19 protein-coding genes, 1 tRNA gene and 1 other annotated feature are annotated in these 20,813 nt (G+C 47.0%); of the genes, 2 read left to right on the top strand and 18 right to left on the bottom strand.

The features are described 5' to 3' along the window. The first annotated feature begins 9 nt into the window (after window positions 1-9). Window positions 10-747 (top strand): hypothetical protein, encoded by a 738-nt coding sequence (locus FB479_RS27805; protein ID WP_142067431.1) that lies wholly within the window; start codon window positions 10-12, stop codon window positions 745-747. Window positions 748-839: 92 nt separating this feature from the next. On the opposite strand, the gene FB479_RS27800 is transcribed toward FB479_RS27805, so the two are convergent. The 18 genes from FB479_RS27800 to guaB form a co-directional block, all read right to left on the bottom strand. Further along, window positions 840-1,019, bottom strand: coding sequence for a helix-turn-helix domain-containing protein (locus tag FB479_RS27800; protein WP_255438770.1), 180 nt, complete (start codon window positions 1,017-1,019; stop codon window positions 840-842). Window positions 1,020-1,029: 10 nt separating this feature from the next. Further along, complete coding sequence (locus tag FB479_RS27795; protein ID WP_255438746.1) at window positions 1,030-1,605, bottom strand: sigma-70 family RNA polymerase sigma factor; 576 nt, start codon at window positions 1,603-1,605, stop codon at window positions 1,030-1,032. 858 nt (window positions 1,606-2,463) lie between these two features. Continuing rightward, the gene (locus tag FB479_RS27790) at window positions 2,464-3,003 is read right to left on the bottom strand and encodes a hypothetical protein (RefSeq protein WP_142067429.1); all 540 of its coding nucleotides are present in this window, start codon (window positions 3,001-3,003) and stop codon (window positions 2,464-2,466) included. 135 nt (window positions 3,004-3,138) lie between these two features. Continuing rightward, window positions 3,139-3,215, bottom strand: a tRNA-Arg gene (locus FB479_RS27785). Between the two features lie 73 nt (window positions 3,216-3,288). Then, window positions 3,289-4,317 carry a histidinol phosphate phosphatase domain-containing protein gene (locus FB479_RS27780; RefSeq protein WP_142067428.1) on the bottom strand — a complete coding sequence of 343 codons (1,029 nt, stop codon included), beginning with the start codon at window positions 4,315-4,317 and terminating at the stop codon, window positions 3,289-3,291. After that, entirely contained in the window at window positions 4,314-5,111 is a 798-nt protein-coding gene (locus FB479_RS27775) for a DeoR/GlpR family DNA-binding transcription regulator (RefSeq protein WP_142067427.1), read from the bottom strand. Before FB479_RS27775 ends, FB479_RS27780 begins: the two co-directional genes overlap by 4 nt. Then, the gene (locus FB479_RS27770) at window positions 5,095-6,114 is read right to left on the bottom strand and encodes an ABC transporter ATP-binding protein (RefSeq protein WP_106657666.1); all 1,020 of its coding nucleotides are present in this window, start codon (window positions 6,112-6,114) and stop codon (window positions 5,095-5,097) included. Before FB479_RS27770 ends, FB479_RS27775 begins: the two co-directional genes overlap by 17 nt. Then, window positions 6,114-6,902: an ABC transporter permease gene (locus FB479_RS27765; protein WP_142067426.1), complete on the bottom strand. Its 789-nt coding sequence runs from the start codon at window positions 6,900-6,902 to the stop codon at window positions 6,114-6,116. The genes FB479_RS27770 and FB479_RS27765 overlap by 1 nt, the downstream gene beginning before the upstream one ends. Further along, the gene (locus FB479_RS27760) at window positions 6,899-7,744 is read right to left on the bottom strand and encodes an ABC transporter permease (RefSeq protein ID WP_142067425.1); all 846 of its coding nucleotides are present in this window, start codon (window positions 7,742-7,744) and stop codon (window positions 6,899-6,901) included. Before FB479_RS27760 ends, FB479_RS27765 begins: the two co-directional genes overlap by 4 nt. A gap of 60 nt (window positions 7,745-7,804) precedes the next feature. Beyond that, the gene (locus FB479_RS27755) at window positions 7,805-8,614 is read right to left on the bottom strand and encodes an alkaline phosphatase family protein (RefSeq protein WP_142067424.1); all 810 of its coding nucleotides are present in this window, start codon (window positions 8,612-8,614) and stop codon (window positions 7,805-7,807) included. Further along, a complete protein-coding gene (locus FB479_RS27750) occupies window positions 8,604-9,701 on the bottom strand; it encodes an ABC transporter substrate-binding protein (RefSeq protein ID WP_142067423.1) in 1,098 nt (365 codons plus the stop codon). The genes FB479_RS27755 and FB479_RS27750 overlap by 11 nt, the downstream gene beginning before the upstream one ends. Window positions 9,702-9,893: 192 nt before the next feature. Next, window positions 9,894-11,183 (bottom strand): isocitrate lyase, encoded by a 1,290-nt coding sequence (gene aceA / locus FB479_RS27745; RefSeq protein ID WP_106657661.1) that lies wholly within the window; start codon window positions 11,181-11,183, stop codon window positions 9,894-9,896. A 26-nt stretch (window positions 11,184-11,209) separates the two neighbouring features. After that, window positions 11,210-12,817 (bottom strand): malate synthase A, encoded by a 1,608-nt coding sequence (gene aceB, locus FB479_RS27740; RefSeq protein ID WP_142067422.1) that lies wholly within the window; start codon window positions 12,815-12,817, stop codon window positions 11,210-11,212. Between the two features lie 417 nt (window positions 12,818-13,234). After that, on the bottom strand, window positions 13,235-14,518 hold the full coding sequence (serS, locus tag FB479_RS27730; protein ID WP_142067421.1) for a serine--tRNA ligase: 1,284 nt from the start codon (window positions 14,516-14,518) through the stop codon (window positions 13,235-13,237). Between the two features lie 53 nt (window positions 14,519-14,571). Further along, window positions 14,572-14,797: a binding site (T-box leader), on the bottom strand. Window positions 14,798-14,923: 126 nt separating this feature from the next. Then, window positions 14,924-15,499, bottom strand: a complete 576-nt coding sequence (gene pdxT, locus FB479_RS27725) for a pyridoxal 5'-phosphate synthase glutaminase subunit PdxT (RefSeq protein WP_142067420.1) — start codon at window positions 15,497-15,499, stop codon at window positions 14,924-14,926. A gap of 10 nt (window positions 15,500-15,509) precedes the next feature. After that, a complete protein-coding gene (gene pdxS / locus FB479_RS27720; protein ID WP_012683798.1) occupies window positions 15,510-16,394 on the bottom strand; it encodes a pyridoxal 5'-phosphate synthase lyase subunit PdxS in 885 nt (294 codons plus the stop codon). Between the two features lie 106 nt (window positions 16,395-16,500). Next, window positions 16,501-17,817, bottom strand: coding sequence for a D-alanyl-D-alanine carboxypeptidase family protein (locus FB479_RS27715; protein ID WP_142067419.1), 1,317 nt, complete (start codon window positions 17,815-17,817; stop codon window positions 16,501-16,503). Window positions 17,818-18,004: 187 nt separating this feature from the next. Continuing rightward, window positions 18,005-19,465, bottom strand: coding sequence for an IMP dehydrogenase (gene guaB / locus FB479_RS27710; protein ID WP_106657655.1), 1,461 nt, complete (start codon window positions 19,463-19,465; stop codon window positions 18,005-18,007). A gap of 166 nt (window positions 19,466-19,631) precedes the next feature. Here guaB and FB479_RS27705 point away from each other — a divergent pair, with 166 nt between their 5' ends. Further along, window positions 19,632-20,645, top strand: a complete 1,014-nt coding sequence (locus FB479_RS27705) for a YaaC family protein (RefSeq protein WP_106657654.1) — start codon at window positions 19,632-19,634, stop codon at window positions 20,643-20,645. Window positions 20,646-20,813: the final 168 nt, after the last annotated feature.

Raw genomic sequence — 20,813 nt, 5'->3', positions numbered from 1 at the left:
ATGATTAAAATGAAAAATTTTATAACTTACGCTTTATTTCTAATTTTTATATTAGGAGTCGGATTAATTGGATGTTCTTCAAACAATCAGACAACTACTGATTCTGTAGGCTCATACAGTAACCAAAATCAAAACAGGGAAGAACTGATTATCACAAATGAAAGTGAAACGATTGCCATACCAATTGAACAAATCCCTACTATACGTACATATTTAGAAGAATATACTACCAGTTCATCTGAACGAAAAACTGAAATAGATCGCATGAGAGTTAACCCACTTCCGAATCCCAACGCTACCTTCGCAGTCATAAGTTACAGTTGTGGAATAAAGTTATGTGACAATGTTCTTGTAAAATATAAAAACGATCAGGTCACATCTATCCCCCTCCCGCAATCAAGCTTTTTTCAGGAGGCTCTATTTACGGTCGATAACAAATATTTAGCTATAAAATTCGGGAAAAATGAAGGATCAACTGTAAGCAGAAGTAGTTTAGTGATAATTGACACTGTCGAAATTAAGAACACGGAGTTTCAAAATAATAGCGAAATAATCAACAAGATAACAAATGGAAATTTCACCGTACCCATTCGTAATTTGCATTGGGAAAATGATACGACGTTAAAAGTAACGATTCCCGATATAAAGGACTACTCGTTTAAAACTATTGAAAAATGGATTAATAAGGAAAGTGAAACTAAAACCAAAGAAGTAAAAATTACCTTGGGGAGTATTCCAAATGGGTAACCTCGAATAAACGAATCCCAAATGAGAAAGGTAAAACATCCCGTTTCACTGCTAAAAGTGGGACGGGATGTTGAGTATTGATAAGGCGAATGTTATTTTTGGGACACCCCCTTCACAAAATCAAAACATTCCAGTGTTTTATCAAAATTATACTTCAATATATACTCGATAATTTTTAATGACATTTCCTGCCTAATGTCATCCCGTACAGATGAGTCTGTTGATCTCAGCGACTTACGAATCTTCGGTTCAAACCTTTCGATAATCTCCATCATAGCATCCTCATCGTTGTTCTGCGCTCGCTATAGCAGCATTAACAGGCTCATGCATTTCGCCTCCCTCTAACTGTTTTCTGAGCTTTAGTAACGCTCGTTTCTTTACCTTGGAAACAGCCTGCTGGGTGACGCCTAATAGACGTGCAACTTCCCGTTCTTTGAGGTTCCTTAAATAAAGAAGTGTCAATGTCGCCTGTTCTTTTTCTGTAAGTCTTTGAATAGCCTCCAGCAAGCGTTTGTCAGACAAAGCATCCTTCCACTCCTGTATACCCTCCCGATCACCCTCATTCGAAATGCATGTAAGCCCGTCAACCAACCGCTCAATTTCATCGGTCGGTTGACACGCTTTGTCTATCTTTCGGTTCCGTAAAGAAAGTTCGATTGAGGTATAGTGAATAATTGATGAAATGTACTTGATAAGTCTCGCTTCGGCATAGAATTCTTTGAATCGTCTATTTAGTTCTTCGATACCTTTCGTATCGTCTGGGGAAAAAAGCACTCGCTGGTAAAGTTCTTGATTGTCTGCTTGGGCAAGAAATGCATCCAGAAACTTTTTATTTGCTGCGTCAGTAAGTTCGATCACATAATGCCTCCTCACAAAATAGGATCATACATTCGGTTTTTGATCAAAAAAAAGACGTGCCATATCACACTGACACGTCCCGATCCACTCAGTCCATTTTACCAAACACCCAAATTCAATAACTTAATATCCCTGTTGTGTAAACTTTTGTAAGTAATTGTAATTTTGCATACTCTTACCTTACGCTTCACACAATTGTCCCAAAAAATGGAAAATCCCTCTCCAGACCGCGATCCACTTCACTTTACCCACAGCCTTTTGTAAGAACTGTGAGTAAATTGTACGGAACGTGCTCATCGGAAATTTAGGGCAGTTTTTTCACACATAGCCTGGTACTCCTGGTGACCAAGGGTAGTGATTTTAACAATGGTATTAGCAGGAACGTTACCACTTGATCGGCTTTCACTGCCAGAATGTTAGCAGTTGACTCATTAGAATCTGTCATTTTCAGCTCAAAAAATGCACTTTTGTTAGCGAAAGGTTTGCAATTTGTCCATTTACCCTATTAAAAACATTGATATTCAGCCTTTTGGAAGACGTTATTTAATATGAAAAATATGTTTCTAATATTACTCGTCTCCACAAGAGTAGTCCTACTCTATATAAAAGTTACGTCTAACACAAGCTCGTTTTATTTTCTTGTTATCCCTTCTTTTCTTTGGGGCTTTTCAATGGTTGAATCCTTAATCAAATGGCTACCATGAATACAATACAATCATTACGATTATTGGATTTATTAGTTGTATAGTAATTCTTAGAATGTGCTATTTACATGCTAGACGTCTCTCCAAATCATCTTAAACAAAGAACGTCCACTCCTATTTAAAGTGAACGTTCTTTGTGTGTTTGTTATCTTCATTATTTCTTAAAGATAAAATCAGACATGACTGCCTTCTCCCATTGGATTCCTTTTGGGCTCACATTAGTGTAAAGCGTTATGGAGTCCGCATCTTCAACTACGGCTTTCAAATGAAAGCTCATGTCCTTGGGTTGCAAATATTCATCATACAGCTGTTGGTAGTTAGGATCGTTTTTATCTTTTGCCGCTTTGATGTAGTCCACAGTGTCAGGGTCTTTCTCAAAGTTTTTGTACTTCACTTGATACCCGAATGTCGCTTCTACTTTTCCGTCCACTGTTTTCTCTTCATAATCTGATACTGTAAACTCGACAAGCTCATAGTAGGGGGAGAAAGCTTTTTTGCTCTCTTCTTCCATATATTTTGCGATTTGGTTATAGCTTGAAGAGCTGTCGACCGATTGTTGCGATTCTGTGCCAGTGTTCGTTACTTCCTTTGCTGGTGGCGCAGCAGTCTGATTTTGTACGACCGCATCTGAGCTGCAACCGCTGAAAAAAATCGCCAAAACCATGCCTATGATCACTTTTTTCAAAGGAAACACCCCTTATCTCCATCGTTTTCTGCTACAAGTTATACGTTCAAGACATGTTCAATGTCTCCATGTTTTCCAAATAAACGATGAGAGGGGTATGCATAAAAAAGAAAAAGCCTTGATACACCAAGGCTTTTCCTTCAATGGCGTCCCCGAGAGGATTCGAACCTCCGACCTACAGTTTAGGAAACCGTTGCTCTATCCTGCTGAGCTACGGGGACAAGTATGATCACCTACTTTCTTATTATATGTGTATATCCATTTTTCGGCAAATCCTATCCGTTCCAGTTCCTATCAGCAGCTCTCGTCTGGAATAGCTGATGCATAACGGATTGGCTTCATGATCCGTTGACGACCGGAAAAAGTGGCAATCTCCGTTACCCCCATTGAATGGAGGATCTCCAGATTCGCCGCCACGTATCTCCCAATATCGTCGGGAAAGTGGGCGTCGGACGAGAGGGTCAGTGGAACGCCATGCGCCACCAAAACGTCGAGGAAAGCAGGACTGGGGCACATTTCCTGAACGGGATAGCGGTAGTACAGACCCGCATTGATTTCGGTCGCTGTATCCGTTTCTTTCAAAGCAGTTGCGATTCGATGGTAATAGGGAACAAGCTCCGATTCCTCTGGGCGATAGGAGAACACTTTCAGATTGTCCAGATGGGCAACAAAATCAAACAAGTTGCTCCTAATCATGGATTCAACTGTGTGGAAAAAATCCGCATATAGCTGTTTCAGGTCATGCTGCTCAAACAATTGACGAGTCTCGGGATTGTCAAAGCCCCATCCTTGCAAAAAATGAACGGAGCCGATCACATAATCCCATGAACCACCTGCCAGCAAGCTCTCCAATTCTGCTTCCCCGCCGATAAAGTAATCCGCTTCGATCCCCAGCCGCAACTCCACGCCGCTTGCTGACCAACGCTGCTTTGCCGCCTCAATGGCGACACAAAAGTCACTGAGGCTCTCGGTGCATACTTGATCAAGCCATGTGCGCTGCAAGCGACCCAAATCAGTATCACTTAGATCCATATACCGCTCAAAGTAGGGACGAGCTTCACGAAAGCGGTATAAATGATCGACAATCCCCACTTCTTTCAAGCCTTTGTTTAACGCCTCACGTAAATACAGATCGATCCAAGATGGGTCATATGCTCCTAGAGACATCCGATTATTTAATCGTGCAAGACTGTCCAGCAGCCAGGCACGGGTATGTCGAGATTCAGACAGCGGATAAAAGTGGTCGAGGGCGGCATTCGTACGGTCGAGCCAACGCAAAGAATAGGGCCCCTCTTCCAGATGAAGATGATAGTCAATCATCATGTGAAGTCTCTCCTTCCCGGAAGTTCGCTTATCCAGGTAGTTTGAATGCCAGACGAAAGCCATTCATCCGGCATTGGCTGGTCACAAACGACCGCGCTGACATCCGGCCAGCCGCAAATGCGAAAAAATTGCGTTTGGCCGATCTTGGATGTGTCCCCCAATAAAAAGACTTGCTCCGCCCGCTGTACCATTATGGTCGAGCACAAAGTTTCTTCCATGTCATAGTCGGTGAAGCCATCAGCCGTAATTCCTCCACAGGAAATAAACGCTTTATCAAAATGAAAACGAGAGAGCAGCTCGCAGGTAAACGCCCCGGCAACTGATTGTTGAGCCGGATGGGTCAGTCCCCCCAGCATAATGACCTGACCGTTGAATTGATTGGCTTCCAACAGCTCGTTTAGTAAAGAAGCGGCGGGGAGCGAATTCGTGACAATCGTTAATTGGTTGAGGCCCTTTATAGCCCGTGCCAATTCCAGTGTTGTCGTCCCGACATCAAGCGCGATCGTGTCCCCGTCAGACAAAAGCTCTGCCGCGATTTGCCCGATTTTCGTTTTTGCCGTCTGTTGGATCGCCTGTTTCTTTTCAAAGTGCGGCTCACGTTTCACCAAATGATAAGGGATTGCTCCTCCGTACACTCGCTTTAACAAACGTTGCTGTTCCAAATGGTCCAGATCACGCCGGATTGTCTCCGGTGTTACTGCCAGGTTTTTTGCCAGACTCATCACCTGAATTTTACCGTGGCGGTTCAATTCGTCCAGAATCACTTGCTGTCGTTCTTCAGGCAATAGTGTCATAAAGCGGAATCACATCCTTGGGACTTACATACAATGTTTTTGTTGTGCCTATCTGCTCCTGCTCGAAGGACAGGTGAAGGGTGTCCACCAGTACAGGAACATCACCAATGTTCAGCTCGTAACGGGTAATGTTGCCGAGCATGGTTACCTGAGCGATATTCCCGGTCAAACAGATGTCCTCCCCACCCAGAGGCTGTTCGCGAAAAGTCTCAGGACGGATTGCGAAACGTTCAACTGCCGGATGAGACAGATTAGGCGTGATTCGGTTAAGCTGCTCGGCAGTCAGCACGTTGTAATTGCCAATGAAGCGAGCAACAAATTCAGAACGAGGTTGCGTGTAAATCTCTTGAGGACTGCCGTGCTGAACGATTCGTCCACCATTCATGATGTAGATGCGGTCACTGACAGCCATGGCTTCTTCCTGATCGTGAGTAACCAGCACAGTCGTCATGTTTAACTCACGTTGGATGGTGCGTAGCTGCTTTTGCAAATTTTTACGAATCTGGGCATCAAGCGCACTAAGCGGCTCATCCAGCAGAAGCACTTTTGGCCGGGTGACCAGAGAACGGGCGAGTGCCACACGCTGCTGCTGGCCGCCAGACAATTCACGTGGGTAAGCCTTCTCCTTTCCCACCAATCCCACCAGCTCAATCATTTCCTGGACACGCAGCCGAATCTCCGTTTTCGAGATTTTGTTCATTTCCAGACCAAAGGCAATGTTTTGACTGACCGTAAGATTGGGAAAGAGCGCATACGATTGGAACACCATGCCAATCTGCCTGTTTTTTGGCGACACGTCCGTCACATCTTTGCCGTCAATGTAGATCATGCCCGTATCAGGAGCCGTCAGACCACTAAGAATGCGTAACAGCGTACTTTTGCCACACCCGCTAGGGCCAAGCAAGGTAACCAGCTCGCCTTTTTCAATCGAAAGATCAAGTTGCTGCAGCACGTGTTGACCGTGAAAGGTTTTGGACAAGTGTTCGATTTGGACGTAACTCATCAGGGGACCTCCTTGCGTGCGAAGCTTCGGCGCGTGAATTTTACAACCAGGCCAGTGATAATAGCCATCAGGACAAAATAAGTGACGGTAATCGCGCTGGCGACATGTCCACTTGACGATAGCTTGGCGTATAGATACATCTGTAAGGTTTCGTATCTTCCTCCTACCAGGATGTTAATCAATACGAATTCACCAAACAAAATGGAGAAAGACAAGAGCGAGGACACGAAAATTCCAGACATGATATTCGGAACGATAATCCGTACGAACGCCTGCCAGTGGCTCGCACCCAATAGCTCGGCTGCCTCCATCAACGAACGTGCCTGCATGGCAAGCAGGCTGTTGCGCGTTCCCTGATAAAGATACGGAAGCAATCCGACCAAATACGCCCCGGCGGTGATGATGACCATTGGAATTCCGTTTCCTGAATACGTACGGATCAATCCGACCGCCATAATGACACCCGGAACGGCATAGGTCAGCATCACCAAAATCTGAACCAGCCTCTCCATCCGGGGAGCGTAGACGATAATGGAAAATACAGCAGGAACAATAATGACCACGGCAACGACAGTCGTCAGAAAGCTGAGCAGAAAAGAACGCCCGAATGCCTGCAAGAATCGGGGATCGGCATACAGCTCCGCGAACCATTTTCCTGTGAGTCCTTCCGGCAAAACCGTGCTGTTCCACTCGGTTGCCAGCGAGTAAAGGATGGTAGCAGCTACTGGCAAAAACAAATACAGCATGACCAACGCAAACGACAAGGATGACAAACTGATCCGCTTCAAGACAAATCCCTCCGAATCTTCCGCGTCAGCCACTCGTTCACGAGTAAGGCGCCGGCAAGCGTCAGTCCAAGCAATACTGCGAGTGCGCTACCCAGCTCGGGTCTGGCAAAAATGTCGCCAGATACTAGCGCACCAATCCGAATGGGCACCAGATTGTAATTGCTCCCGGTGAGCGCGTAGGCGGAAGCATAGGCACCCATTGCATTGGCAAACAGTATGCTGAATGTGCCGACGATGCCTGGAAGCAGTACGGGAAACCCGATTCTCAGCCAAAACTTCCAGGGACTTGCCCCAAGCAGTTCGGCCGCTTCCAACCATTGCTTCTGAATGGCGTTGTACAGGGGATACAAAAGCATTACCGCCAAGGGCAGTTGAAAATAAATATAAACAAGCGTCAAGCCGCTCCACGAATACAGAGTAAAGGACTGTCCAAAATCAATCCCCAGTTGCTTCGCGAGCAAAACAAACAATCCACTGTTTCCCAACAGGACAATGAAGGCAAAAGCGAGCGGAATCCCCGCAAAATTGGAGGTTAGATTGGTAATGACAAGTACTCGCTTTTGCAGAGACTGTGGAAAACGGGTAATCGCATAGGTGGCGAAAACAGCAACGACGATTCCAATGAGAGCAGACAGGAACGAGATGAGCACGCTGTTCTCAAAAGCCTGCAAGTAATACGGATTTGAAAAAATCTCCCGATAGTGACTGATTGTAAAACCGCCGCCCCCCTCGGCCTGAAAGCTCCCTCCGATCATGGAAAGCAATGGGACGAGGAGAAACAGAGCGATCATTGCAAAGAACGGAATCGTCGTGATCCAAAGCATTCTGACAAATCGTTTCATCGCAAAAGCTCCTTTCTTAGAGGAAAAGACGCCCCCTCAGGGAGACGTCTTACTCAGCCCTCATACGTTCAATGGCTGCATCTCTTTCGAGGGGGAGATCCCGAGCAAATGGCAGGCAAGCGGAGCCACCTGCAATTGCGGAATTGCCTCCTCGCGAATACCCGGAGATATCAGGTTGCTGATGACAAACAAGGGAACGTCCCGGTCAGCGCTAGAAGTGCCACCATGATTTCCATCGGCTGTCATCCCGTGATCGGCTGTTACGATGATTTGATAACCCGCATCGATCCACGCAGGAAGCACATTTGCCAGTATCGAATCTGCCGCCAGAACGCGATTTCGATATCGCGCGGAATCGGCCGTATGCTTATGTCCGTCATCATCGATATTCATAGAGTGGACGTAAAGAAAATCCGGATTGTATCCATTCAACAAAAAGTTGGCGTCAGCAAACAAGTGTGTATCCGGATAGTGATCTTCCCAGTAGAACATCCCGTTTTGTATCGGCTTGTCGGTGTTCAATTGGATTCGGTCGTGAAACGGATTGAATGGGGCTTTGTTATAAAGCTCGCTTACCCAGCAATAAGCGGCAGCAGCGTTGGACATCCCGTTTCTCCGCGTCAGGTGAAAGAGACTCTCCTGATGTGAAAGCCGAACCGTCTGATTGCTGGAAATGCCGTTCTTCCAAACAGGGGTTCCCGTTAAAAGAACCTCGTACAAAGGGCGAGACAGACTTGGCAATTCCGATCGTACCTGAAAGCGGGCTGCAATGCCGTACTCGACCAGGTGATGTAGGTAACCCATGTGCGAGACGGCTGTGTCAAATCTCAATCCGTCGAGCACAATCATGGCGAGCTTGCTAGCGCACATGGATTAACACCTGCTCTTGCCATAGCTGCGGCAACTTTTTGGCTGTCTCTTCCCACGCAGTCAAATCGCCCACCGGACGTGCGTTTTTATACATTTCATCGGGGAGCAGCATGGCTTTCGCGGATTCATCCAGATTGGCGTTGGCGCGAATTGGTCGTGCATAGCCGCGTGCCAAATTGGACTGTCCAGCGTCGGAGAGAATGTATTCACGAGCCAGCATGGCAGCGTGCGGGTGCTTGGCGTACTTGTTGATAACCGTAGCGTACCCGCTGCTGACTGATGCTTCCTCCGGGATGAGGACATCAAAGCGGTTTTTATCGATTTTGTCCCGATACCCGAGCGCGTTGAAGTCCCACAAGATTGCGACTTCGATTTCACCCTTTTCTAGATTGGCAAGGCTCGGATCGCTCGTACTGAGCCGCTTGTTTTTTGCCAAGTCAGCGAAAAAGTCAATGCCAGGCTGAATATTTTTCTCATCTCCCCCATTAGCATAGGCGGCGGCCAGAACGGCAAACTGCGCCTGATTCGCTTTCATGACATCGCCGATCGCGATCTTGTAGCTTCCGTTTTTCAAATCTGCCCATGTCTTGGGAGGGTTTTGCACCTTTGTCTTGTCAGTGATAAAAGCCAGTGTTCCGGTATAGCCCAGCAACCAATGTCCTTCATCATCTTTTGCCCAGTCGGGAATGTCGTTCCAGTAAGAGGTTTTGTAGGGAAGCGTCAGCCCTTTCTGCTTGGCTAACGGTCCAAAAGCGATGCCTACGTCACCGATGTCTGCTGTGGCGTCTTCTTTTTCTGCTTCAAACTTCGCCAATTCTTCTGCGCTCGACATGTCAGTGTCCGTATGCTTCAAGCCATATTCCTTTCCGAGATTGCTCCAGGTCTCCCCCCAGTTTGCCCACGTGTCAGGCATACCCACGGAATTGACTTCTCCCTCCTGCTTCGCTTTTTCCACAATTTGATCCAGGGTCAATTGCGACGTATCCAGAGAAGTGCCTGATTTCGTCTCGGTGGCACATCCCGCAAGCAGAAAAACGGATGTCATGACAACAACGGTTCGTTTCCAGCTTAACTGGTTCCCTCTCATCTTTAAGGCCCCTTTTCGTTTTTGGTTTGTGTTTGATCTTTTGGTTTTTTCTAATCCAATCGTAAACAACCAAAATGAAACTGATATAAATGCGTTGTTAAAAAGCTATTAAGACTCTATGAAAAATAGAAGTGAACGCAAAAAGTGGCCCTCTGAATACCAGAGAACCACCTAGTCCTTCGTTTTTCCTCTTTAATTGTGAGCAAACTGCTCCTCTTCCGTCGACCCGCTGAGTGCAGTCGTAGAGGAATTACCGCCAGAGATAACTTGCGCAACCTCATCGAAATACCCGGTACCGACTTCACGCTGATGGCGAGTAGCCGTATAGCCATGTACTTCGCTGGAAAACTCCGCCTGCTGCAATTCAGAGTAGGCAGCCATTCCGCGATCACGATAACCACGCGCCAGTTCAAACATGCTGTAATTCAGGGAGTGGAAGCCAGCGAGCGTGACAAATTGGAACTTGTAGCCCATTTCGCCGATCTCTTCCTGGAAGCGAGCGATGGTCTTTTCATCCAGCTTCTTTTTCCAGTTGAAAGAAGGAGAGCAATTGTAGGCTAACAGCTTGCCCGGGTATTTCGCATGGATCGCTTCTGCAAAACGGCGTGCTTCCTCCAAATTCGGCTCAGAAGTCTCGCACCAGATCAGATCTGCATAAGGAGCGTACGCAAGACCACGTGCAATCGCCGCGTCCAGTCCACCGCGTAGACGGAAGAATCCTTCTGCTGTTCGTTCACCTGTCAGGAATGGTTTATCCTGCTCGTCGATGTCGCTGGTGATCAGGAAAGCGCCATTGGCATCGGTACGTGCCACGATAATCGTCGGGACTCCCATCACATCTGCTGCAAAGCGGGCGGAAATCAGATTACGCACAGCTGCTTGCGTCGGAATGAGTACTTTTCCGCCCATATGGCCGCATTTTTTCTCCGAAGCCAGTTGGTCTTCAAAATGCACGCCTGCTGCACCTGCTTCAATCATACCCTTCATTAATTCAAAGACGTTCAGTGGCCCACCAAAGCCCGCTTCTGCGTCTGCTACAATCGGAGCAAACCAATGCGTGTCGGTACCGCCTTCTGATTGATCGATCTGATCAGCCCGTTGCAATGCCTGATTAATTCTTTTTACGACTTGGGGAACACTGTTTGCTGGGTAGAGGCTTTGATCAGGATACATCTGACCAGACAGATTGGCATCGGCCGCTACCTGCCAGCCACTCAAGTAAATCGCTTTTAATCCTGCCTTTACCTGCTGAATCGCTTGATTCCCGGTCAAAGCCCCCAACGCTTTGATATGGTGCTCGGTATGCAAGAGGTCCCACAGACGCTCTGCTCCTAAACGAGCCAGCGTATGTTCGATTTGTACGGAGCCGCGCAAACGAACGACATCTTCTGCCGTATACGGACGTGTAATCCCTTGAAAACGCTCCCCCTGCCAGCTTTGCTCCACCTGTTGAATCGCTTCTTGCTTGGTTACTTTCGTCATTTTCATTTCCCCCACTCTTTTTATTTTTACAAATAGCGATAACCCGGTACCGTAAGGAAGTCTTCAAAATCTTCTGTCGTTACTAATTGCAAGAACAGATCACCAGCAATCGGATACTTGCTGTTGTCGTATCTCTCTTGGCCGATTGCTTGCTTGATTGCTTGCAGCTCCTCACTCAGCCACTGCTTCACCAAGCCTTCTGTCACCTTTCTACCATCCTGCAAGACTCCGTGACGATGGCGCATCCATTGCCAGACTTGTGCCCGCGAAATTTCTGCTGTAGCCGCATCCTCCATCAGATTATTGATCGGCACAGCCCCAGAGCCTCGCAACCAAGCCTCGATGTACTGCAAGCTGACACTTATGTTTGTACGAACACCCGCTTCTGTAATCGTGCCCTCTGGGACTGCCAGAAGATGCTTAGCAGATACGTCTACGTCTTCACGTTTGTACCAGATTTGGTTCGGCTCTCTCATCAAGCGATCGAACACTTCCATGGCTACTGGCACGAGCCCAGGGTGAGCTACCCAAGTCCCATCATGTCCATCGTACGCTTCCCGCTCTTTGTCAGCGCGCACTTTGGCGATGGCTTCTGCATTTTGTACCGGGTCATTTTTCACCGGAATTTGTGCAGCCATTCCGCCAATGCAAGGCGCCATCCGTTTATGGCAAGTCTTCACGGCCAACGTGGTGTATGCTTTCATGAACGGAACTGTCATGGTTACTTGCGCCCGATCCGGTGTAATCACATCAGGCTGATTCCGCAGCTTTTTGATATAGCTGAAAATGTAGTCCCAACGTCCGCAATTCAGTCCTGCACTATGCTCGCGCAGCTCGTACAGAATCTCATCCATTTCAAAAGCTGCGAGAATCGTTTCGATCAATACGGTCGCACGAATCGTGCCGCGTGGAATATTTAATTCATCCTGCGCGAAAAGGAAGACATCGTTCCAGAGGCGAGCCTCCAAATGGCTCTCCAGTTTCGGTAAGTAGAAATACGGTGCTGTCTGATTCGCGATAAGAGCATCTACGTTGTGGTAAAAGTAAAGTCCGAAGTCAAGCAGGCTGCCGGAGATCGGTTTTTGGTCGAGGCGGATGTGTTTTTCATCAAGATGCCAGCCACGAGGACGCACGATCAATACCGCTGTCTTTTCATTGAGGCTGTATGATTTGCCTTCTGGACTGATGTAGGAGATCGTGCGGCGTACCGCATCCTTCATGTTGATTTGACCTTGTATGGTGTTCTCCCAGGTCGGCGAGTTCGCGTCCTCAAAGTCAGCCATGAAAAGCCGAGCACCGGAGTTCAGTGCATTGATGACCATTTTCCGGTCACCCGAAGGTCCTGTAATCTCCACCCGTCTGTCTTGCAAATCTTTAGGCAATGGAGCAACAGTCCAATCTCCTTTACGAATGTCCGCTGTTTCCTGTAAAAAATCGGGCAGTTGACCTGCATCGATCTGCAATTGACGCTCCACGCGTTTAGCCAGCAATTGCTGGCGTCTTTCGCCAAACCTTTGCTCCAGCTTCATTACAAATTGGATTGCTTCTGGTGTCAGGATATCTTGATAACCCGGGTGCATCTCACCGGAAATCTGAACCTCCAGCGGATATGGATTCGTTGGTACAGTAGTCAAAACAGCTCCTCCTCCCTTACTCCAAAGTTATTATGATACAGATCGATAAAATGATTTTTATTATATAACAGTAGTGGCAAAAAAAATGTCCTTACTCCTGATACCCGCTGCCACTGCAATGGCTGCAGCTTACATGCCCATCTCCCAAACAATTATGGCAAGCCGCTCCGTTGGCATCACGACCAACGCCTCCACATCTTGGGCAATTTTGTTCTCCGTTTCCTTCACACCGATAGCAGTCCATTCTCCATTCCTCCCTCTCTGTATTAAAACAATATTCTTAAAATTTGTTTTTATTATATAACAGAGATTGGTACAGTGCAACACGTTTTTTTAAAAATTCCACCTGTATTAGTACACAATATAAAACAGCCCTTGACCCGTTATGGATCAAGAGCTGCTTTCCAAATCTCTCGCTTATTGCTTCGGTGCGATCTTGTCTACTCCGCCCATGTACGGACGAAGAACTTCTGGAATTACGATTGTTCCGTCTGCCTCTTGGTAGTTCTCCAAGATCGCTGCTACTGTACGTCCAATCGCCAAACCAGAACCATTCAATGTATGCACAAATTCCGGCTTCGATTTTGTATCGCGACGGAAACGGATATTGGCACGGCGCGCTTGGAAATCTTCAAAGTTCGAGCAAGACGAGATTTCACGGTATGTGCCGCCGCTTGGAATCCAAACCTCCAGGTCGAATTTCTTCGCAGCCGTAAATCCTAGATCGCCTGTGCACATGCTCAGGACACGGTATGGCAGTCCAAGCAGTTGAAGCACCTTTTCAGCGTTTTTCACCAGTTTGTCGAGTTCGTCATAAGACTCTTCTGGTTTCACGAATTTCACCAGCTCAACTTTGTTGAATTGATGCTGACGAATCAACCCACGCGTATCACGGCCGGCAGAACCCGCTTCCGAACGGAAACATGCGCTGAAAGCAGTGTAGTAGCGAGGGAGATCCGCTCCATCCATGATTTCATCACGATGCATATTGGTGACCGGCACCTCGGCAGTTGGAATCAGGAAGTAATCTGGTCCCTCGATTTTGAATGCATCCTCTTCGAACTTAGGCAATTGACCCGTTCCCGTCATGCTCGTACGGTTGACGATATACGGCGGGATCACTTCTTCATAGCCATGCTCATTCGAGTGCAAATCCATCATGAAGTTCATCAGTGCGCGCTCCAGACGTGCGCCCAAACCTTTATAGAAAACAAAACGGCTTCCTGTTACTTTTGCCGCCGTTTCAAAATCGAGGATTCCTGCTTGGCTAGCCAGCTCCCAGTGAGGCTTAATCTCGAAGTCAAATGCACGTGGCTCTCCCCATGTCCAAGCAATCACGTTATCGTCTTCTGTCGTACCGATCGGCGTGCTTTCATGCGGCAGGTTCGGGAGGCTCAGCAAAATGAACTCCAGCTGTTCATCCAATTGGCGCAGCTCTTCATCCAAAGCCTTGATGCGCTCATTTACTTCTTTCATTTCAGCGATCAGATGGTCTGCATTTTCCTTATTGCGTTTCATAACCGCTACTTGCTCGGACACCGTGTTACGCTTATTTTTCAGCGCTTCTGCTTCTTGGATGACTTGGCGGCGCTTTTCATCTACTTCTACGAATTGATCCAACGCAGAAATATCTTCATTGCGGTGAGCCAAACGGCGTTTTACTTCTTCTAGATCCTGGCGTAATACTTTTACGTCCAACATGTGTAAATCCCTCCGAATCGTATTGAAAAAAAACAAAAAACACCCGTCCCCTGGTAAGGGACGAGTGTTGTATACCCGCGTTGCCACCCTCGTTGACACATGCAGCAATCCTTCATGCATATGCCCACTCTTCCGTCATAACGGGACGGTTCCGGGCAAAGTTGTTGTTCCTTTGCCACTCCGAGATGGATTCCTTCACATAACCGGATCGGTTTGCACCTACCACCGACTCTCTAGGCCTGGCTCTTGTAAAGTACTTGTTCTCATCATCGCATTCTCATTCATGAATACTATTATTGTTAACTGTACTACAGGTTCTATACGTATGTAAAGAGCAGCCCGCCTCGATCTTTACAGAAAAAAGAAGATCGGCACCTATTTACGGCCGATCTTCCGGTATAGCAGCTAGCTTCTGTATTCCTTGACCATGTCGAGGAAGTATTTGTGCAGTCTTGTATCTTCGGTCAATTCTGGGTGAAAAGCTGCTGCCAAATAGTGACCGCTTCGGGCGACAACAATCTTGTCTTCGTGCTTGGCCAAGACTTGACCGTTCTCTCCCACTTCCATGATATACGGTGCCCGGATGAACACGGCCGGGTAATCTGCCGCCACACCCGCAACAGGCATCAAGACTTCAAAGCTCTCCTTTTGGCGACCAAAAGCATTTCGCTCGACTTTGATATCCATCAAGCCTAAATGGCAATCGTCTTGTCCTTGAATCTGTTTTGCCAGAAGGATCGCTCCTGCGCAAGTCCCGAAGATCGGCTTGTTCGCCTTACCGAACTCTTGAACCGCCTCCATGAATCCGTACTTATGCATCAGCTTGCTAATCGTGGTGCTTTCTCCGCCGGGAATGACCAGCCCGTCTAGGTCATCCAGATCTTCTACTTTTTTGACCGGGACGGCTGTGGCACCAACCTCTTCTAGCATTCGCATATGTTCTGCTACAGCTCCTTGTAGAGCGAGTACGCCGATTTTCATGCTACTCACCTTACCAGCCGCGCTCTTGCATGCGATCAGCTTCACGAATTTTGGAGATTTCGATTCCTGGCATTGCGGTTCCCAAGCCTTTGGATACGCGAGCAATCAGTTCGTAATCCGTGTAGTGGGTAGTCGCTTCCACAATCGCGCGAGCAAACTTCTCTGGATTCTCTGATTTAAAGATACCAGAGCCAACAAACACGCCATCGGAGCCCAATTGCATCATCAGGGCAGCATCTGCTGGTGTTGCTACTCCACCTGCTGCGAAGTTTACGACTGGCAGCTTACCTGTTTTGTGTACCTCTTCAAGCAGTTCATATGGGGCACCCAGGTTTTTGGCTTCTGCCATCAGTTCATCGTAGGACATGGCTTGCACTTTGCGGATTTGGGACATCATCGTGCGCATATGGCGAACAGCCTCTACAATGTTTCCGGTTCCTGGCTCACCTTTCGTGCGGATCATGGATGCACCTTCCCCAATACGGCGGAGAGCTTCACCCAGATCACGGGCGCCACATACAAACGGTACAGTGAACTCTTTTTTATTGATATGGTACAAGTCATCTGCCGGAGTGAGTACTTCGCTCTCATCGAGATAATCTACACCCAGAGATTCGAGAACACGCGCTTCAACAAAATGACCGATACGAGCTTTAGCCATAACAGGGATCGAAACAGCATTCAGTACTTCCTCTACAATGCTAAGGTCCGCCATACGAGCAACTCCACCAGCTGCGCGAATGTCAGACGGTACACGCTCCAAAGCCATTACAGCAACAGCACCCGCTGCTTCTGCAATTTTCGCTTGTTCAGCATTCACGACGTCCATAATGACGCCGCCTTTTTGCATTTCAGCCATACCTCTTTTAACGCGGGACGTTCCTACTTGTACCATTACAAATACCCCCTACATCATGAGTCAGAACCGAAACTGTTATGCGGTGTTATGGTTCCTGTTACCGTCATTGTAAACGATAGATGTAGGGGAAAACAATAGTTATTTAATTTCCTGTTCCACTGCTAAACAGATTGCTGAAGAATTCGATGATGCTGCGGAAGAACAGACGAATCCAGCTGGCTTCCTCTACTGCCTGTCCTGCTACGATATCCACGCCTGCCTTTGCTGCGTCTTCTGGCTGCAAGAAATCGGTTTCCTTCACACCTTCTTCTTTCAAAACGATCTTACCGACTACTTGTCCTTGCGTAATCGGTGCGGTTAGCTCCTGGAAGGTAACCGTTGGTGTGTATTTTGCTTCGGTACCGGTTTTTGTGATCATATTTACTTCACTGCCTGTAACAACTGGTACAGTTACCTCTACACCGTTTTTCACAGGAGCTGTTTCAAATCCTTTGACTGGTACATTTTTGTCCATTTGTTTTGTGAGTTTGAAATTGCCAAAACCGTAGTCCATGAGTTTTCTCGTCTCAGCAAAACGCTTTGTCTCGGTGCTTGTTTTCATCACAACGCTAATCAAACGCATGTTGTCGCGAACAGCCGTACCTGTAAAGCAATAGCCCGCTGCTTGTGTATGCCCTGTTTTTAATCCGTCTACACCTGGGTAGTAACTAATCAGGCCAGGCAGCATCCAGTTGTAGCTTTTCTTACTCCACTCATTTGGGGTGCCTGTACGGAATGTGAAGCTTGGTTTTTTGGAGATTTCCAACGCATCCGGGAAATCGTGAATCAGAGCACGTGCGAGGATCGCGGAGTCACGAGCAGACATCAGGTTTTCTGTTTGTTCGGTCTGAACAGAGTAAGGGCCTAATTCATTGGCTGGCAAACCGGTAGAAGTGACGAACGAAGTATTTTTCATGCCAAGCTCTGCTGCCTTTTTGTTCATCAATTCAACAAAGGCCGGCTCACTTCCCGCAATCTTCTCAGCCAAAAGTACAGTAGCGTCATTGGCCGATACAATTGCCATCGCTTCGTACAATTGTTTAACCGTAAAGGATTCGCCTAAATTTAAATACACACCGGACGAATCAGAAATTTTAGCGATATAGAACGCATATTCACTTACAGGCACTACCTCATCCCAAGTGATTTTCTTTTGCTTCACAGCTTCCTGAACCAAGTATTCGGTCATCATCTTACTCATACTCGCAGGCGGAAGTGCTACGTCAGGATCTTTACTATAGAGAACCTTTCCCGTCGATGCCTCAACAAGAATGGCAGACTTCGCTTCCAGTTGTAAATTCGCTTGAGATGCTACAGGGGCTGCTTCGACCTTTGAAACCATTCCTCCCATTGCTGTAGCAAAAACAGCGACAGAAAGGAACAGACCTGTCAATCGCTTTGTCCATGTCTTTCGCTTCATGTAATCTCTCACTCTCCTATTTCTGTCGATTTTATTTTTTCATGTAACAAGCACACAATTGTAAGTGTACCATAGGTTGCAGGGTGGCTAAAGCGTGTTTCCTCCCATTTCCACATACCAGACACTAGCAAAAATCCCCTCTCTTTTAAAAAGAAAGGGGACGTAGGTCTTCTATACTATTTTTCGCTTAAGAAATCGAGTAGTTCGGTGATTCTTTTGTGATTTGTACATCGTGTGGGTGGCTCTCACGCAAGCCAGCGCCGGTAATGCGAACGAACTGGGAGTTTTGAATCAAATCTTCGATGGTCTTTGCTCCGCAGTATCCCATACCTGCACGCAGTCCACCAATCAACTGATACGTGACATCCGCCAATGGGCCTTTGTAAGGAACACGGCCTTCGATCCCTTCCGGAACGAGCTTTTGTGCGTTCTCTTGGAAGTAACGGTCCTTACTGCCGGCTTTCATCGCGCCAATCGATCCCATTCCGCGATATACCTTGAAACGACGACCTTGGAAAATCTCGAATTCGCCCGGGCTTTCCTCTGTACCGGCGAACAGACTGCCGATCATGATCACTGAAGCACCTGCACCAATTGCTTTTGGCAAATCACCGGAGTATTTAATGCCGCCATCGGCAATAATTGGAATATTGTACTCTCGCGCTACCTGTGCACAATCGTGGATCGCTGTAATTTGAGGAACACCAATACCTGCTACGACACGAGTTGTACAAATGGAACCAGGACCGATACCAACCTTCACCACAGATGCGCCAGCTTCGATCAGATCGCGAGTAGCTTGTCCAGTTGCAACGTTTCCTGCGACGATTGTGAGCGTTGGGTATTCTTTGCGAACGGCTTTTACCGTTTCAATTACGCCTTTGGAATGCCCATGAGCCGTATCGATCACCAAAACATCCACGCCAGCTTGTACAAGTGCTGCTGCACGCTCAAACGTGTCTGCAGATACCCCAACAGCAGCACCACACAGCAAGCGGCCTTGTAGATCTTTTGCTGCATTTGGGTATTGGATTGCTTTTTCAATATCTTTAATCGTAATGAGTCCGCGCAGGATGTTGTTCTCGTCTACCAGCGGGAGCTTTTCGATCTTATGTTGTTGCAAAATCAATTCTGCCTGTTGCAATGTAGTACCGACAGAAGCCGTCACCAGGTTTTCCTTGGTCATAACCTCTTTGATCTTGATGGAGAAGTCATGTACAAAGCGCAGATCGCGGTTGGTGAGAATTCCAATCAGTTTTTGATTCTCATCGACAATCGGAACACCGGAGATACGATATTTACCCATGAGAGCATTCGCTTCTTCGACGGTATGTTCTTGGGACAGAGAGAATGGATTGGTAATAACGCCACTTTCGGAGCGTTTTACACGATCTACTTCGCTTGCTTGTTGCTCAATGGACATGTTTTTATGGATAATCCCGATACCACCTTGGCGAGCCATGGCGATTGCAAGTCCAGACTCCGTTACGGTGTCCATCCCAGCACTGATCAGAGGAATATTCAGCTTCACATTCTCACTCAATTGTACTCGCAGATCAACATCCCTTGGCAAAACTTCAGATTTTGCTGGAATGAGCAATACATCGTCAAACGTTAAGCCCTCTTTAACAAATTTGTCTTCCCGCACAGTTGAAAGCTCCTCTCGGCGAATAGTTTAAGACAGTTTAACAAACGGCTTAATTTACTGTCAAGAAATGAGTATATTGTTCGGTTATAGAATCAATAAGACAGATAAATCAAAAAACAATTAGGGAAACTTAGCCATATTACGAAAATTGGTAAAGGTGGGTAACATGGATAACGCTTGGAAAACATTACGCTATTTTGAGACAGAACCAACTGCACGTAAATATTTGGCTGCCTGCTATCATGACAAGGGTCTTGAGCATGCCGAGCGACTAGCTTTTCAACAAAGCTCGCGTTTCCTGTATCTCTGGAGACAAGCCAGACACTTTTATTCCACTTCCGCTGTTGCCGACTTGTCCATCCAGCCATTGCTGCTGTTTTATGGCTGCTCTCACTTGTTGAAGGCGATGTTATTGACTCGTGATCCGTATTATCCCCAAAACAGTCGTGTTCTTCAACATGGTGTCACGACACGAAAGCTTAAACGAAACGCCTATATGCTAATGGAGGACGAGGTTCGTCCACAAAAGGAAGGGTTTTTTGCGCAATTAGCTCAAGCGTTCCAGCTTGTGCCGTTACAAGACCGCTATTCAGTCCATGACTTATTTTCATCCATCCCCAGCGTCAGCGAAAGTTACGGAATTGCTACGGATAAACCACGTAACTGGTTAACGCTAAAGATTGAGTATATAAGTCAGGATGATTTGGTTCGCATTACCTTTCCTGAAAAAACGGACGGGCCATTATCCTATTCTACCGAGACCTTCATCCAGTACATTCGCAGGCTGGCTCCCTCTGTTTGTAACTTGGAAAAACTCTCCCCTGGGAATAATAAAAACATAAAGGAACTGACCCTTCCTCAGTGTGCCCTGTCTGAACTGGATCAACACCCGTTATTTCATTTGCATCAGAACGTCCTCTTTTTTTGGAATGGTTCTGCTTCTTCTCTACCTCTTCCCGAATGGGCCAGTCATTACTTGCTGCTTTATTTACTCAGCATGCTTTGCCGCTATGAAACGGAGTGGTGGGGAGAGCTAACAATGTCTCACGGACTTGTTGAGCGATATTTGGTCGAACATTTTTTGGATAATCATATGGATACCTTTCCCTCGGTTATTCGAAAGCAATTTCACCGAAATCACCGGATGCCCCTTCCCTCTTTGCCCTCTGATCTGTATTAGTTTTCCTGCCACTGCTTTATCTACACGAAAAAACCTTCCTGCTATCATCAGCAAGAAGGTTTCTTTTATTCCCTGAAAACTGGATCTGCATGATCATTTGCTAAATGTGTGGATAAGTCCTCGACCGATTAGTATTCGTCAGCTCCACGCGTTACCGCGCTTCCACAC

This window comes from Brevibacillus sp. AG162 (assembly GCF_006715575.1).
Taxonomy (GTDB): domain Bacteria; phylum Bacillota; class Bacilli; order Brevibacillales; family Brevibacillaceae; genus Brevibacillus; species Brevibacillus brevis.
This window is presented reverse-complemented; position numbering and strand designations above follow the sequence as displayed.